This window comes from Bartonella sp. CL70QHWL (assembly GCF_042194855.1).
GTDB lineage: Bacteria > Pseudomonadota > Alphaproteobacteria > Rhizobiales > Rhizobiaceae > Bartonella.
The window spans coordinates 17,621-33,025 of record NZ_JBHINJ010000012.1 but is presented as its reverse complement, the minus strand read 5'-3'; the positions used below and the strand labels follow the sequence as shown (position 1 = coordinate 33,025).

Annotated in this window: 13 protein-coding genes and 1 pseudogene; 11 read left to right on the top strand and 3 right to left on the bottom strand. The window is 39.1% G+C overall.

Translation table 11 applies throughout. The features are described from left to right. Positions 1-64: 64 nt before the first annotated feature. The 9 genes and pseudogenes from ACFIJZ_RS06610 to ACFIJZ_RS06570 all read left to right on the top strand — a co-directional run bounded on the left by ACFIJZ_RS06610 (position 65) and on the right by ACFIJZ_RS06570 (position 8,882). Positions 65-472 carry a TM2 domain-containing protein gene (locus tag ACFIJZ_RS06610; RefSeq protein ID WP_375631359.1) on the top strand — a complete coding sequence of 136 codons (408 nt, stop codon included), beginning with the start codon at positions 65-67 and terminating at the stop codon, positions 470-472. A gap of 382 nt (positions 473-854) precedes the next feature. Further along, positions 855-1,300, top strand: a pseudogene (locus ACFIJZ_RS06605) (TM2 domain-containing protein). A 183-nt stretch (positions 1,301-1,483) separates the two neighbouring features. Further along, positions 1,484-1,795: a septum formation initiator family protein gene (locus ACFIJZ_RS06600; RefSeq protein ID WP_012754998.1), complete on the top strand. Its 312-nt coding sequence runs from the start codon at positions 1,484-1,486 to the stop codon at positions 1,793-1,795. Between the two features lie 136 nt (positions 1,796-1,931). Then, a complete protein-coding gene (gene pdhA, locus ACFIJZ_RS06595; RefSeq protein ID WP_375631358.1) occupies positions 1,932-2,972 on the top strand; it encodes a pyruvate dehydrogenase (acetyl-transferring) E1 component subunit alpha in 1,041 nt (346 codons plus the stop codon). Between the two features lie 16 nt (positions 2,973-2,988). Further along, entirely contained in the window at positions 2,989-4,356 is a 1,368-nt protein-coding gene (locus ACFIJZ_RS06590) for a pyruvate dehydrogenase complex E1 component subunit beta (protein WP_375631357.1), read from the top strand. Positions 4,357-4,370: 14 nt separating this feature from the next. Further along, positions 4,371-5,714 (top strand): pyruvate dehydrogenase complex dihydrolipoamide acetyltransferase, encoded by a 1,344-nt coding sequence (locus ACFIJZ_RS06585; RefSeq protein ID WP_375631356.1) that lies wholly within the window; start codon positions 4,371-4,373, stop codon positions 5,712-5,714. A gap of 213 nt (positions 5,715-5,927) precedes the next feature. Continuing rightward, on the top strand, positions 5,928-7,388 hold the full coding sequence (gene lpdA, locus ACFIJZ_RS06580; RefSeq protein ID WP_375631355.1) for a dihydrolipoyl dehydrogenase: 1,461 nt from the start codon (positions 5,928-5,930) through the stop codon (positions 7,386-7,388). A 67-nt stretch (positions 7,389-7,455) separates the two neighbouring features. Next, positions 7,456-8,418: a lipoyl synthase gene (lipA, locus tag ACFIJZ_RS06575; protein WP_375631354.1), complete on the top strand. Its 963-nt coding sequence runs from the start codon at positions 7,456-7,458 to the stop codon at positions 8,416-8,418. Positions 8,419-8,420: 2 nt separating this feature from the next. After that, the gene (locus ACFIJZ_RS06570) at positions 8,421-8,882 is read left to right on the top strand and encodes a type II toxin-antitoxin system RatA family toxin (protein WP_273791149.1); all 462 of its coding nucleotides are present in this window, start codon (positions 8,421-8,423) and stop codon (positions 8,880-8,882) included. Between the two features lie 576 nt (positions 8,883-9,458). On the opposite strand, the gene ACFIJZ_RS06565 is transcribed toward ACFIJZ_RS06570, so the two are convergent. From ACFIJZ_RS06565 to rirA, 3 genes are read right to left on the bottom strand one after another with little or no spacing between them, the layout of a single operon-like run. Next, complete coding sequence (locus tag ACFIJZ_RS06565; RefSeq protein ID WP_375631353.1) at positions 9,459-9,947, bottom strand: CinA family protein; 489 nt, start codon at positions 9,945-9,947, stop codon at positions 9,459-9,461. Further along, a complete protein-coding gene (locus tag ACFIJZ_RS06560; RefSeq protein ID WP_273791165.1) occupies positions 9,944-11,134 on the bottom strand; it encodes a bifunctional 2-C-methyl-D-erythritol 4-phosphate cytidylyltransferase/2-C-methyl-D-erythritol 2,4-cyclodiphosphate synthase in 1,191 nt (396 codons plus the stop codon). The genes ACFIJZ_RS06565 and ACFIJZ_RS06560 overlap by 4 nt, the downstream gene beginning before the upstream one ends. Positions 11,135-11,158: 24 nt before the next feature. Then, positions 11,159-11,602 carry an iron-responsive transcriptional regulator RirA gene (rirA, locus tag ACFIJZ_RS06555; RefSeq protein WP_273791151.1) on the bottom strand — a complete coding sequence of 148 codons (444 nt, stop codon included), beginning with the start codon at positions 11,600-11,602 and terminating at the stop codon, positions 11,159-11,161. Between the two features lie 172 nt (positions 11,603-11,774). Here rirA and ACFIJZ_RS06550 point away from each other — a divergent pair, with 172 nt between their 5' ends. Further along, a complete protein-coding gene (locus ACFIJZ_RS06550; RefSeq protein WP_273791152.1) occupies positions 11,775-14,042 on the top strand; it encodes a PAS domain-containing sensor histidine kinase in 2,268 nt (755 codons plus the stop codon). A 1-nt stretch (position 14,043) separates the two neighbouring features. After that, a complete protein-coding gene (locus ACFIJZ_RS06545; protein WP_273791153.1) occupies positions 14,044-15,402 on the top strand; it encodes a sigma-54 dependent transcriptional regulator in 1,359 nt (452 codons plus the stop codon). Positions 15,403-15,405: the final 3 nt, after the last annotated feature.

The window sequence follows — 15,405 nt, the reverse complement described above, 5'->3', positions numbered from 1 at the left end:
TGAGATTTCTTATCAAAGGCATATACGCAATAATTTTTAAGTGTTTAAATTTATAGGGATTAAGATGAGAGGTATAATTATTAGTCAAGATCAAGGAACTTATCTCGTTGCTGGTGATGATGGTAAACGTTATCAGTTTGCGACTTGGGATTGGTTGGGAAAGAATCCACCAAGGATTGGTAATGCTGTTGATTTTGTCTGTGAAGGGGGGGTTGTCAGTTCTGTTTTTCCATTGTTGAGATCAGGTACAGAGAACACAAAGATAATGTTCGCACTGCTTTGTTGGGTTGCAGGTATCTTTGGTGTCCATCGCTTTATGGTTGGTAAAGTTAGGACTGGTGCTTTAATGCTAGTTCTATCTTTATCATTGTTTGGATTGATAATTACCGGCATTTGGGCAATTGTTGATTTTATAGTCATTCTTGGTGGAAGATTTACGGATAAAGATGGAAATCAGATTACAGATTTGTGAAAATCTTATAATAAAAAAAGGTGATTTAGCTCGCTTTTTATTTTTATAAATATATTAAGTTGCATCATGCGAAATTATTGTACTACATTTATTTAATATGAGATATTAAAAAACATGTACAGCTAAGTAAACGTATTGAAAAAGACAATGCTATTTTATATGGGTAAAGCAAAGATATAAATCAACTAAAGCATGTTTTTTGTTACTGCTTATAGCAGGGGGAAATATTAGATTATTGGGGAGTTACGAACTATTTTAATTTCATGTTTATCATGGTGAGTACGAATTGTATTTACACCGTGAGGTTAATCCGCATATTATCGAATTGAAATTAATCTCTTTATGAATAACACATAAGGAGCAGCTTTATAGGTGGGCAAGAATGAAAGGTAAGATTATTGGTCATGATCAAGGAGATTATTTCATTTCAGGGGCTGATGGTAAGCGCTATCAATTTGCGAATTGGGATTGGTCAGGAAAAACGCTGCCGAAGGTTGGTGACGTCGTTGATTTTGTGTGTGAAGGTGATACCATTAAATCTATTTTCCCTATCTTGACTGAAGGTCAGTCACAGCAATCAAAAGTGACGTTAGCGGTCGTTTGTTTTTTCTAGGTGGACTAGGGATTCATCGTTTTATTGTTGGTAAAGTTGGAACTGGCATTGTAATGCTTCTTATAAATATACTAAGTATAATCAGTCTACCATTTACTTTTGGGTTAGGGATTATAGGGATTATTTTTATAATTACACCTTGGGTATTGATTGATTTTATAGTCATTTTAACAGGAAATTTTAAAGACAAAGATGGGTGTAAAATCACAAGTTAGTGGGATATCCAATATTTGTAATACAAAAAGTGGGGCATTCAGCTTACTTTGATTGTATTAAGGGGGGGATAAATTGAAATAACAAATTATTTTGGTGTAGATTTGGTAATGAGGTATTAATCAAAATCATGCATAGTTGAGCAAAATATTAAAAAATTTGTGCTGTAAAGACTGTGCTATTTTATGTGGACAAAGCAGAAACGTCGATCAATCAAAGTACGCTTTGTACTACCTCTTATGACGGTGGGAGTCTTAAGCTATTTCAGTTATCACATTTATCATGGTGAGTATGGATTGTATTCACGCAGTGAAGTTAATCAGCATATTAGCGAATTAGAAAAGGAGCTTCATAAAATAGAAGCTGAGCGGATATTCATGGAAAAGCGTATTTCTCTTTTACGCAATGGGCATATAGAAAAAGATATGTTGGATGAGTATGTCCGAAAGAATTTGAACTTTTCTAAGCCAAATGAACTGACAATCTTAATACCTTGAAATTGATACTAAAGGTAAATGAAAAATCGCTTAATTTAAACAACAATCAGCAATGATATTGTTTAAGCCGATTGATAAGGCTTGTAACTTTTGTTCGTAAAGGTTATTCCTAAATAATCATAAAAGGGAGTTTAATATGGCAGAACGACTTAAAAAAAATTCTGCGTCGGCGGCGCGCACTGCATTATCAAGCACCACAAAGAAAGCACCAATGGCAGATTTTACAAAAGAAGAAGAAATTGATGCTTATCGTGAAATGCTTTTAATTCGCCGTTTTGAAGAAAAAGCAGGACAACTTTATGGTATGGGGCTTATTGGGGGATTTTGTCACCTTTATATTGGTCAGGAAGCCGTTGTTATAGGAACATTGAAAGCGGCAAAAGAAGGTGATCAGGTTATTACGTCTTACCGTGATCATGGTCATATGTTAGCGGTAGGGATGAGTCCGCGTGGTGTCATGGCAGAATTAACGGGGCGCCAAGGTGGCTTTTCCAAAGGGAAAGGTGGCTCGATGCATATGTTCTCTAAAGAAAAGAACTTTTATGGAGGACATGGTATTGTTGGTGCGCAGGTTCCAATTGGTTCAGGTTTGGCATTTTCGAATCAGTACCTTGGTAAAGATAATGTGACATTGGTTTATTTTGGTGATGGTGCTGCAAATCAGGGGCAGGTTTACGAGAGTTTTAATATGGCTTCACTTTGGAAGCTTCCCGTTGTTTATATTATTGAAAACAATCAGTATGCTATGGGAACGTCAGTTTCACGTGCATCTGCAGAAACTGATTTTTCCCGACGTGGTCTTTCTTTTGAAATTCCAGGTATTGTTGTTGACGGTATGGATGTTCGATCAGTAAAAGGAGCTGCTGATGAAGCAATTTCTTGGGCACGCTCAGGTAAAGGACCGATCATTCTTGATATGCAGACCTATCGCTATCGTGGTCATTCCATGTCTGACCCAGCAAAATATCGTTCAAAGGACGAAGTCCAAAAAATAAAAGAGGAGCACGATCCGATTGATCAAGTAAAAAGTCGGATTCTTAAAAAAAATTGGGCGAGCGAAGACGATTTAAAATCTATTGAGAAAGAGGTCCGTGCAATTGTTGCTGATGCGGTAGATTTTGCACAAAGTGATCAAGAGCCAGATGCTTCTGAGCTCTATACTGATATTTTAGTTTGATGCGAGGGAAGCAAGTATGTCTATTGATATTTTGATGCCGGCGCTTTCACCAACTATGGAAGAAGGTAAACTGTCTAAATGGCTCAAGAAAGAAGGTGATAAGGTTAGCTCTGGCGATGTTATTGCTGAAATTGAAACGGATAAGGCTACAATGGAAGTAGAGGCCGTTGATGAAGGTACTCTTGGTAAAATTTTTGTGCCTGAAGGTTCAGAAGGCGTAAGGGTTAACACTGTTATTGCAATTTTGTTAGAAGAAGGTGAGCGTGCTGAGGATATTTCGCAACCTACTGATATAGCACAAAAACCTAAGGAATCTGCTCTTTCTCTGCCATTGTCAGTTCCGCAGGCTGCTCCTACTTTTGATACATCTCTTAATTTTGATATTCCAGCGGGAACACAAATGGTTACAATGACAGTTCGTGAAGCGCTTAATCAGGCTTTGGCTGAAGAAATGCGGCGTGATGAAACAGTTTTTCTTATGGGGGAAGAAGTCGCGCAATATCAAGGTGCCTATAAGGTTAGTCAGGGTTTGTTGGAAGAGTTCGGGGAACGCCGAGTTATTGATACCCCAATTACAGAGCACGGCTTTGCTGGGCTGGCTGTTGGGGCTGCTTTTGGTGGGTTACGTCCTATTGTCGAGTTTATGACCTTTAATTTTGCGATGCAGGCGATGGACCAAATTATTAACTCAGCAGCCAAAACACGTTATATGTCTGGTGGACAAATGACCGCTCCTATGGTTTTCCGAGGTCCCAATGGTGCGGCTGCCCGTGTTGGTGCTCAACATTCTCAATGCTATGCTGCATGGTATAGTCATGTACCAGGTCTGAAAGTTGTCATGCCTTATAGTGCTGCAGATGCAAAAGGTTTGCTGAAAGCTGCTATTCGTGATGATAATCCTGTTATTTTCCTTGAAAATGAGATTTTGTATGGGCATCAATTTGATGTTCCTCAACTGGATGATTTTCTTTTGCCTATTGGTAAGGCGCGTATTCATAAGTCTGGACAAGATGTGACGATTGTTGCATGTGGAATTGGGATGCATTATGCTGTTCAAGCGTTACCAGAAATTGAAAAACTTGGTATTGATGTTGAATTGATTGATTTACGAACCATTCGCCCTATGGATCTTCCTACAATTCTTTCGTCAGTTAAAAAAACAGGTCGTTTGGTAACAATTGAAGAGGGATTTCCTCAGTCATCCGTGGGAACTGAAATAGCAACGCGTGTTATGCAGCAGGCTTTTGACTATCTTGATGCGCCAATTGCTACGATTTCTGGCAAAGATGTTCCGATGCCTTATGCCGCTAATCTTGAGAAGTTGGCTTTGCCTAATACTGCTGAAATTATTGAGGCAGTTCAGGCTGTGACATACAGAGCATAACGGAGGAAAGCATAATGCCCATTAAAATTACAATGCCAGCGCTTTCCCCTACGATGGAAGAGGGAAATTTAACAAAATGGAATATTAAGGAGGGAGATAAGGTTTCCTCTGGTGATGTTATTGCTGAAATTGAGACGGATAAAGCGACAATGGAAGTCGAAGCCGTTGATGAAGGTAGGGTTGCTAAAATTGTTGTTCCTGCTGGAACACAAGGCGTTAAAGTAAATGCTTTAATTGTTGTTTTAGCAGAAGAAGGTGAAGATTTAGCTGAAGCTGCAAAAGTTACAGAAGAAATCTCTTCTTCTACAAGACAAGAACCAGAGGGCATCAAACAGACAGATTCTCTGAAACAGACGGACTCAAAGGGAATAAAAATGTCTCATGAATCATCAACTGGGCAATTAATACAGCAAAATAAAAAGGAAGCTCGTCTTTTTGCCTCTCCCTTAGCGCGGCGATTAGCATCTCAGGCAGGTCTTGATTTATCCCTTATTTCTGGAAGTGGTCCGCATGGGCGTATTATTAAGCGCGATGTGGAAAAAGCTGTGAGCAGCGATATTTCTAAAGTGTCTTATTCATCACAGATAGAGGAGCTAACAGCTACAGGTGCTTCAGACAAACAGATATTGAAACTCTTCAAAGAGGATGAATATAGCTTCGTTCCCCATAATAATATGCGTAAAACAATCGCGACACGTTTGGTGGAATCAAAACAGAAAGTCCCACATTTCTATGTAACGGTAGATTGTGAACTTGATGCGCTATTAGCACTGCGTACACAACTGAATGCTGCTGCACCAATGGTTAAAAGGCAGGAAGAAACTCAGCCTACTTATAAGCTTTCTGTTAATGACATGGTGATCAAAGCTGTCGCACTTTCTTTGAAAGCGGTTCCTGATGCGAATGTCTCTTGGCTTGAAGGTGGGATGATTCATCATAAACATTGTGATGTTGGGGTTGCTGTTTCTATTCCCAATGGATTAATTACACCGATTATTCGCCATGCAGAGGAAAAGCCGTTATCACTTATTTCCAAAGAGATGAAGGATTTTGCAAAGCGTGCGCGCGAGGGCAAGTTAAAAATGGAAGAATATCAGGGTGGAACAACAGCTGTATCAAATATGGGGATGTATGGTATAAAAAGTTTTTCTGCTATTCTTAATCCACCGCATGCGACGATTTTTGCGATTGGTGCAGGGGAGCAGCGTGCCGTTGTTAAAAATGATGCATTAGTCGTTGCGACAGTTATGTCAGTTACGATTTCTGCTGATCATCGTGCTGTCGATGGTGCTTTAGCAGCAGAGATCGCGCGGACTTTTAAGAAGATGATTGAAAATCCATTAGCAATGTTGGTTTGAACTGTTTAACAGTTCTTCACGTAAATTGTGAGAGAGTGTATTAAGAGAATAAAAGCAAATTTAACGAGTTTGAAGAGCAATGTTATTGCTATTTCTGGTTTGGGTAAAGCATTTACGTAAGCAAAAGACATAAGATGATTCTGTCATGTTATTTTGCAGACTTAAGTTCAAAAAGTGCATATCCGTTTTATATATATCCATGGAGGAATTACTGTGGCAAATCTTTATGATGTAATTGTGATTGGATCAGGTCCAGGCGGATATGTAACCGCAATTCGTGCAGCACAATGTGGCTTTAAGACTGCGATTGTTGAACGTGAACATTTGGGAGGGATCTGTTTAAATTGGGGATGTATTCCCACAAAGACCCTTCTACGTTCAGCGGAAATGAAACATTTTGCTGAACATGCGAAAAATTATGGACTAAAAATTAATGGTTCAATTGAGGCAAACATCAAAGATGTTGTGGCACGTTCACGCGGTGTTTCAGCACGTTTAAATGCTGGTGTTGATTTTCTAATGAAAAAAAACAAAATTGATATTATTTGGGGTGAAGCAAAGCTTACTAAAGAAGCAAAGGGAAGCCATCCTGCGGAAATTATGGTTTCTTCATCCTCAAAACCGATTATGCAACCGCAAAATCCAGTCCCTAAAGGAACGTTAGGGGAGGGAACTTATCAAGCAAAGCATATCATTATTGCAACGGGCGCACGTCCTCGTGTTCTTCCTGGTATTGAACCAGATGGAAAACTCATTTGGACTTATTTTGAAGCTATGATACCGCCAGCAATGCCAAAATCGCTTTTGGTTATAGGGTCTGGGGCTATTGGCATTGAATTTGCCTCTTTTTATCGTGATATGGGGGCGACAGTAACTGTTGTTGAAATGATGCCCCATATCATGCCTGCTGAAGATATTGAAATTTCAATGTTTGCTCGTAAACAGTTAGAGAAAAGAGGTTTACGCATTCTTCGTCAAGCAAAAGTAACAAAGGTTGAAAAGTCTTCCGATTCTGTGACTGTACATATTGATGTTCAAGGTAAAATAGAGACAATGACTGTTGACCGGTTAATTTCCGCTGTAGGGGTGCAAGGTAATATTGAGAATCTTGGTTTAGAAGTTTTGGGAATAAAAACCGATCGCGGGTGCATTGTAACTGATGAATGGAGTTGGACGGGGGTGGAAGGCATTTATGCTATTGGTGATGTAGCAGGTCCTCCTATGTTGGCCCATAAAGCAGAAGAAGAAGGAGTGATATGTATTGAGCATCTTGCAGGTTTGAAGAGTGCTCATCCGCTTGATAAAAGAAAAATTCCAGGGTGTACATATTGTACACCACAGGTTGCCTCTGTAGGGCTTTCAGAAGCGGCTGCAAAAGAAGCAGGTTATGATATACGTATTGGTCGTTATTCTTTTGCTGCGAATGGTAAGGCGATTGCTTTGGGTGAAGATCAGGGGTTAGTAAAAACGATTTTTGATAAAAAAACAGGACAGCTTCTCGGGGCCCATATGGTAGGGGCTGAGGTAACAGAATTGATACAGGGTTTTGTTATTGCTATGAATCTTGAAACAACAGAAGAAGAATTAATGCATACTGTCTTTCCACATCCGACCTTATCGGAAATGATGAAAGAAAGTGTATTGGATGCTTATGGTCAAGTTTTAAACGCTTGATGATTGGATTGTATGAAAAATTTTATATTTTTGATTGTTACTTCGTATTTATAAGGCAAAGGCTTAAATGGTTACGGTTGTTGATAGAGTTACAAATAGACGTTTGCGTCATCCTGAAAAGGCACATCGTCCTGATACAAGCGTTCAAAAAAAGCCAGATTGGATTCGTGTAAAAGCGCCAACATCACCAATTTATAAGGAAACACATGGTATTGTACGTACGCATAAGTTAGTGACTGTATGCGAAGAAGCTGGTTGCCCTAATATTGGCGAATGTTGGAGCCAGAGGCATGCTAGCTTTATGATTTTAGGTGAAATATGTACGCGTGCTTGTGCTTTTTGTAACGTTGCAACAGGTATTCCACTTGCCGTTGATGATAATGAGCCAGAACGTGTCGCCGATGCTGTTGCACGGATGGAATTAAAACATGTTGTCATTACATCTGTTGATCGTGATGATCTTGCTGATGGTGGTGCTGAGCATTTTGCAAAAGTTATTTATGCGATTCGTCAAAAAACTCCTAAAACAACAATTGAAGTTCTTACACCTGATTTTCGTCATAAGGATGGCGCTTTAGAAGTTGTTGTTGCTGCTAAGCCTGATGTTTTTAATCATAACTTAGAAACAGTTCCTTCTAAATATTTGAAGGTCCGTCCAGGGGCGCGTTATTTTCATTCAATTCGTTTATTACAACGCGTTAAAGAACTTGATCCAACAATTTTTACAAAATCGGGAATTATGGTTGGCCTTGGGGAGGAGCGAAATGAGATTTTGCAATTGATGGATGATTTGCGCGCTGCTGATGTTGACTTTATGACAATTGGACAATATTTGCAGCCTACACGAAAACATCATCCAGTTATTCGTTTTGTGCCTCCTGAAGAATTTGAGTCTTTTGCCAAGATTGGTAAAGTAAAAGGATTTTTACATATGGCTTCCAATCCTCTGACGCGTTCATCTCATCACGCTGGAGATGATTTTGCCATTTTGCAAAAAGCGCGTGATGAAAAATTTTCCTTACAGAGATAATTATGCCGATTTTTACAATACATCGGCAGATCACCCATAGTGCCAGTGAAATGTTTGATCTGGTTTCAGATATTGAGCGTTATCCTGAATTTTTACCAATGTGTGAGTCTTTAATAATACGTTCTCGAAAAGAATATGGAAAAAAAATATTGCTTCTTGCGGATATGACCGTTGGCTATAAGATTATTCGTGAAACTTTTACGACTCAAGTATTTCTTCAGCCGGAAAAAAGTCTTATAGAAGTTAAATATATTGATGGTCCATTCAAATATCTTGAAAATCGTTGGGCCTTTCATGATATTGAAAATACCAATGCATGTAATGTAGAGTTTTTTATTGATTATGAATTTAAAAGTAAAACGCTTGGATTAGTGATGGGCTCAATGTTTGATATTGCGTTTCGTAAATTTACCGAGGCTTTTGAGAAGCGTGCGCATCAGATTTATGGCTCTACGGTAACATAGTCTATTCTGTTATTTTTTAACAATACGTATTGCTTATAACAGCGTGAAGGTGAAAACCGGTTTCCATCTTTACTATTTGTTTTTAATTCAGCTTTCAAAAGCATATTGAAGGAACATCATTTTAAATGATGAAGATGATGTACAGCTTCACTCTTTTGTTTCTCTCTTTTTTAATGGATACACATCCGTTAAACAGAACGCCCAAATAGAACATGCTTGCGTCATACCCATTTCATAATAGTGCTCATAATAAATAGTATAGATCCTTCGTAAAAGCATATAAACTCCACATCTGTACGTTTATGAACAGTCAGCCTGCACCATTTATTTGCCATCTCTCAAGATGTTGCGCCAGCTCTTAGCACTTGAGAGAGAGGTACAAGTGTCCCTTTCTTTAATCATTTTATTTACTACAGTTTTTTTCTCTTGTGGCGTGCAAGTGAATAAATTTGATTAATTCAACCTACACAGGGCTGAAGTGAGATAACTTTACGCTATTCAGGTCTTTCATTTTCAAGGTGTGGGCGACTATAGACTCAATGTGGAATAGAGAATTTTGAAATTAGTATGGGGAATTCAGTGAAGTAATTCCAGAATCATTTTAAAAACATTTTCAACAGTTGCATGGCGGATAGCATTGCGATTAAGATGAGCAAAGTGCATTTCTTTGTGCAGGGGGGGGTGATTTTTATAAGCTACTGCGCAATGCACAAGTCCTACAGGTTTATCAAGACTTGCACCTCCTGGACCAGCAATCCCTGTTACAGAAACTGCAATGTCAGCTTGTGAATGTTTTAATCCACCCTCCGCCATTGCAAGAGCAACTTCTTTTGAAACGGCACCATAGGTTCTTATAAGTTCAGCACAAACGCCAACAAGGCGTGTTTTGGATTCATTTGAATAAACAACAAATCCACAGTCGAGAACATCTGACGATCCTGCAATATTTGTGAGGCTTGCAGCAATGAGTCCCCCTGTACAAGACTCTACAGTTGTTAACAGTAAACCTTTTTGGCGAAAGGTATTAAGGACTTCATGTGCTTGTTTTTCACAAAGATATGTCATTGGGGAATTTCTCCTGAATAAAGAACGCTCGCTGTTGCAAGAGCAGCAATTCCCTCACCACGACCAATAAATCCAAGCTTTTCATTTGTTGTTGCTTTGATAGAGATTCGATCAGGTGTCATTGCAAGTATTGTCATAAGATTTTCTGTCATAGCATGACGATAGGGACCAATTTTAGGATTTTCAGCGATAATTGTGATATCAACATTGGCGATACGACCATCTGCTTGTTTTATAATATCGAGAGCATGACGGAGAAAAATTTCTGATGATACATTTTTCCATTGAGGATCAGAGGGAGGAAAATGTGTACCGATATCTCCAGCACCTTGAGTTGCAAGAAGGGCATCTGTTAATGCATGAAGAGCAACATCCGCATCGGAGTGTCCATTTAATTTTTTATGAAAAGGGATTTTTATACCACATAATATAAGAAAATCACCATCTTCAAAAGAGTGAACATCATAACCATTGCCGGTACGGATATCAGGAAACATTTGCATTTTCTTTTGGAGATATAAATGTGCAGTATTAAAATCTTCATGCCATGTAATTTTTATGTTGTTAGGATCCCCAGGAACGGTACGCATAGGAATTCCAAACCATTCGGCAATTGCAGAATCGTCAGTGAATTCTTGTTTGCAAGCTTGTTTTGCTTGTTTATGGGCCGCTAAGATATGTTCAAAGGGAAAACACTGTGGAGTTTGTGCACTATAAAGATGGGTACGGGGAATTGTTTCTAAAACATGCTGATTATTTATACGTTTAAGGGTATCAGAGATGGGCAGAACAGGAAGAACACCTTCTTGAGGCGTGATAGTGTTGTGAATGTTATTAAAAAGCTTGTTTTCAATAAAAGGGCGTGCACCATCATGAATATGCACATATTGGGGGGAAAATTTTTTAAGTGCCTGAAGTCCATGTAAGGTAGAGATTTGACGTGTATTGCCTCCTTCAACGATAATAAGGCGCTCTTTAAAATCGCCAATAGCTTGTTCACAGATTTGACGATCTTCTGGATGAATAACAAGGATAATTGTTGTGATAGCTGGATGCTGCAAAAAACAATGCACGGTATGATAAATAATCGGCTTTTGTCCTAGAAGCCGATATTGTTTTGGAATTTTATAGGGAGATCCTGCTCTTTCACCCCGTCCAGCGGCTAATATTATTGCTGCAATAGAAATACTTAATCTCCTTGTATTATAATCTTAGTTTTCTTTTTTGTCATTAATTTTAAAATGATTTTGAAAGGATGGTTGTTGTAGATCAGCAAGGGATATCATGGACAACACCTCAAAAAAAGCATTTAATGCTTTTTGAAGTGCGGTATTTAAACCACAAAAATCAAACAAGGGGCAAGTTGGTTCTGCAGTATCGAAACATTCTGCTAGGGAAAAGTTGTCTTCTGTTACTTTCACAACATCAGCGACTGAAATCTCTGCTGCGGGTTTAGCCAATCTAACTCCACCATTGCGTCCACGCACTGTTTGTATAAAACCTGCTTGAACAAGCAGCTGAAGGATTTTAAATAAAAAAAGTTCTGAAACGGCATATGCTTTAGCAATTTCTGGAACACGACTGAGAGTTCCCTGATTATCTGCACAATACATGAGCATTCGAAGAGCATAATTTGTTTGTTTTGTTAATCGCATCTCATTTCCTTCGTAAAGTATCGTCGAACACAGTCTATTTTAAAGATATTTTGCAAAATATAGAAGCTTTTCCTCATTGACTATATTTGCCCTATTTAAATGTAGTATTAGTATTGTCAATTTTTGCTACAAAAGGTTATATGAGAATAATGGGATAAGGGTATGTAAGCTCATGACGAATATAACATCTGTGACGAATCTTCAAGACATAGATAAAAATACTTATAACGATGAGTTGTATCGTTTAAGTAAGGTATATATTTTTTTAGGGATTACAATTATTGTATTGGCTTTACTTACGGCCTCTGTTTCGTTTATTATTCTTATTGGATTAACTCCTGTTGTTCCCAGTAGAACAGTAACCCTTATTCTTATAGGGATTAATAGTTTTTGGGTTTTAGGGCTTATTGTCATCGTTTTTTATGAGATGATTCCGATCATTCGTGCTTGGCGTTCAAGGCGTGCAGGATCGCGTCTTCATGTGCGCCTTATTTCATTGTTTGCACTTGTTGCGACAATGCCAGCTGTTGCTGTAGCTCTTGTATCGGGTCCAGCACTAAATTTGGGACTTGATCGATGGTTTGATACAACAACGCGGCAAATTGTGGGCTCTTCTATTGATTTAGCAAATGCTTATGCAGATGAAATGCTTCAAAATTTAAAAAATTTATCCTACGCGATGGCATTTGCACTTGATAACAAAAAACTCTTAGAACGTAATCCAGCTGAATATAGGATGCAATTGACGCGTCATGCTATAGGACGCAATTTGCGTGGTGCATTTTTGTTAAGTTCTAGCGGAGCTATTTTTGTATCGAGTGCTCTTGGTGATGAAGATAAACTGCCAATTCCTCCTTCTCATCTTATTGAACGTGCAACCAGTGCGAGACCTTTTTCTTTTCAACCAGGCGTTCATGATTATTTTGGTATTATTTTAAAATTTACCAACATTCCAAACACATTTTTATATTTGGTGCGTGACGTTGATAAAGGTGTTTTATCTGCTTTGCGTTTGACAGAAGTTAATACAGATCGTTATCGTGATTTAAATGAAAATCGCCTGCTGACACAGATTGCATTTGGTATGCTTTATTTGTGTCTTTTTTTTAGTTTATTCTTATCAGCTATTTGGGCTGCTATTGCTGTTGCTGATCGTTTAGTGCGTCCTATTCGTCTTCTCATTAGTGCTGCCGATGATGTTGCTTCTGGAAATATGGAAATTTTCGTGCCAGTACGAGCAAAAGATGGAGATATTGGGCAATTATCCAAAACTTTTAATTACATGGTCAGTGAATTGAAAAGTCGGCGTAATGAGTTGATTGCAGTGCGTGATCAAATTGATGAAAGACGGCGTTTTTCTGAAGCTGTGTTATCGGGTGTAACAGCGGGAGTAGCAGGTATAGATGATAATGGTGATATCACCATTATCAATCGGTCTATTGAAGCGATGTTTGATATTCGCTCTGAGCACGTTGTTGGACAAAGTCTTTTATCTTTAAGCGCTGAAATTTGGCAGGTTTTTCAGTTTGTGCGTTCATTAGATCGTAAAAACCATCGTGAACAGGTCACTTTAAACGTTGCAGGAAAAGAGCGTGTCTGTAATGTTCAAGTTACGATGGAGGAGGATGATGGACAGGGGCAATCTTGGGTTCTAACAATTGATGATATTACTGACCTTGTTGCAGCGCAACGTACAGCAGCGTGGGCGGATATTGCGCGGCGTATTGCGCACGAAATTAAAAATCCTCTTACACCTATTCAGTTATCCGCTGAACGCATTCGTAAACGTTATAACAAAGCTATTACACAAGATAGAGAGGTTTTTGAGCGGTGTATTGACACGATTATTCGGCAGGTTGGAGATATTGGGCGTATGGTTGATGAGTTTTCCTCTTTTGCACGTATGCCCAAACCCAAAATGCATATTTTAGATATACGAGAATTGTTGCGCGAAGCATGTTTCTTGATAGAGGTGACGCGACATGATATTCATTTTGAGCAAGATTTAGGAACTCTACCACTTATGGGTGCATTTGATAACCGTCTCATTGTACAGGCTTTCTGCAATGTTATCAAAAACGCGAGCGAATCCATAGATTCAGTTATGCGAGAGGAAAATATTCACGGTCATATTCTTGTCCGTTCTTATCGACAGAAAGAATGGGTGGTTGTGGATGTTGTTGATAACGGGAAAGGACTTCCTAAAGAGCAAAGACAAAAGTTATTAGAACCCTATATAACAACGCGGGAAAAAGGAACAGGACTGGGGTTAGCCATTGTGCGCAAAGTTATTGAAGATCACGGTGGTTTCATGGAGCTTCATGATGCACCGGAGAGTTTTTATGAAGGTCGTGGTGCGATGATCCGTTTGATATTTCCTGCGGATGGGGGTAAGCAGGGTAATATTATACAAGCCATAAATCATAAGATAGGGGAATAGTATGGTATCAGATATCTTGATTGTTGATGATGAAGCAGATATTCGTGAGCTTGTTGCTGGTATTTTAGAGGATGAAGGTTATGAAACGCGCGTTGCTTGTAACTCTGATGAAGCATTGGCTCAAATTAGTGAGCGTATTCCAAAGCTCATTTTTTTGGATATTTGGCTACAGGGTAGTCGTCTCGATGGTTTAGCACTGCTTGATGAAATTAAAACACAATATCCGGCTCTTCCGGTCGTTATGATCTCTGGTCATGGTAATATTGAGACGGCTGTTTCCGCTATAAAGCGAGGGGCATATGATTTCATTGAAAAACCTTTTAAAGCTGATAGACTTGTATTGGTTGCAGAGAGAACACTTGAAAATTCAAATTTAAAACGTGAGCTTTTAGAATTACGAAAGCGTTCGAACGAGACATTAGAGTTGCTCGGAAAATCGACAGTTATAAAAAATTTGCGTCAAATCATAGAAAAAGTAGCACCAACCAATAGTCGCATCATGATAACAGGTCCTTCAGGGGCAGGAAAAGAGACTGTTGCACGAACTATTCATGCGCTCTCAACGCGTTCGAATGGGCCATTTGTTACAATAAATGCTGCAACGATTACTCCGGAAAGAATGGAAATAGAGCTGTTTGGCAGCGAAATGGAGGGAAGAGAGCGTAAAATCGGTGCCTTAGAGGAAGCTCATGGTGGTATCTTATATCTTGATGAAATTGCTGACATGCCGCGTGAGACTCAAGGGAAGATTCTTCGGGTTTTAACGGGGCAAACATTTGAGAGAATTGGCGGCACAAAACGTGTTAAGGTGGATGTCCGTATCATTTCTTCGACAGCGCAAAATCTTGAAAACCTCATTTCTGATGGGCGCTTTAGGGAGGATCTTTTTCACCGTCTTTCCGTTGTTCCTATTGTTGTTCCGCCCCTTTCAGCGCGTCGTGAAGATATTCCAGAACTTGTACATCATTTTGTAAAAACAATATCACAGCAGGTTGGGATTAAACCGCGTGCAATCAGTGATGATGTGATTGCTATTTTGCAAACGCACGCTTGGCCGGGTAATGTGCGGCAATTACGTAATAATATTGAGCGTCTTCTTATTCTTGTGCGGGATGGTGATGGTCCTATAACAGCGGACTTTCTTCCCAGTGAAGTAAGTGATTCTTTGCCACGCCTTCAAATGGATTCAGATGAAAGTATAATGGATTTGCCGTTACGTGAAGCTCGAGAATTGTTTGAAAAGAGATATTTAGTGGCGCAGATTGGGCGTTTGGGTGGAAATATATCACGTACTGCTGAATTTATAGGCATGGAGCGTTCAGCTTTGCACCGTAAACTTAAAGCGCTTGGAGTTTCTTAAGCG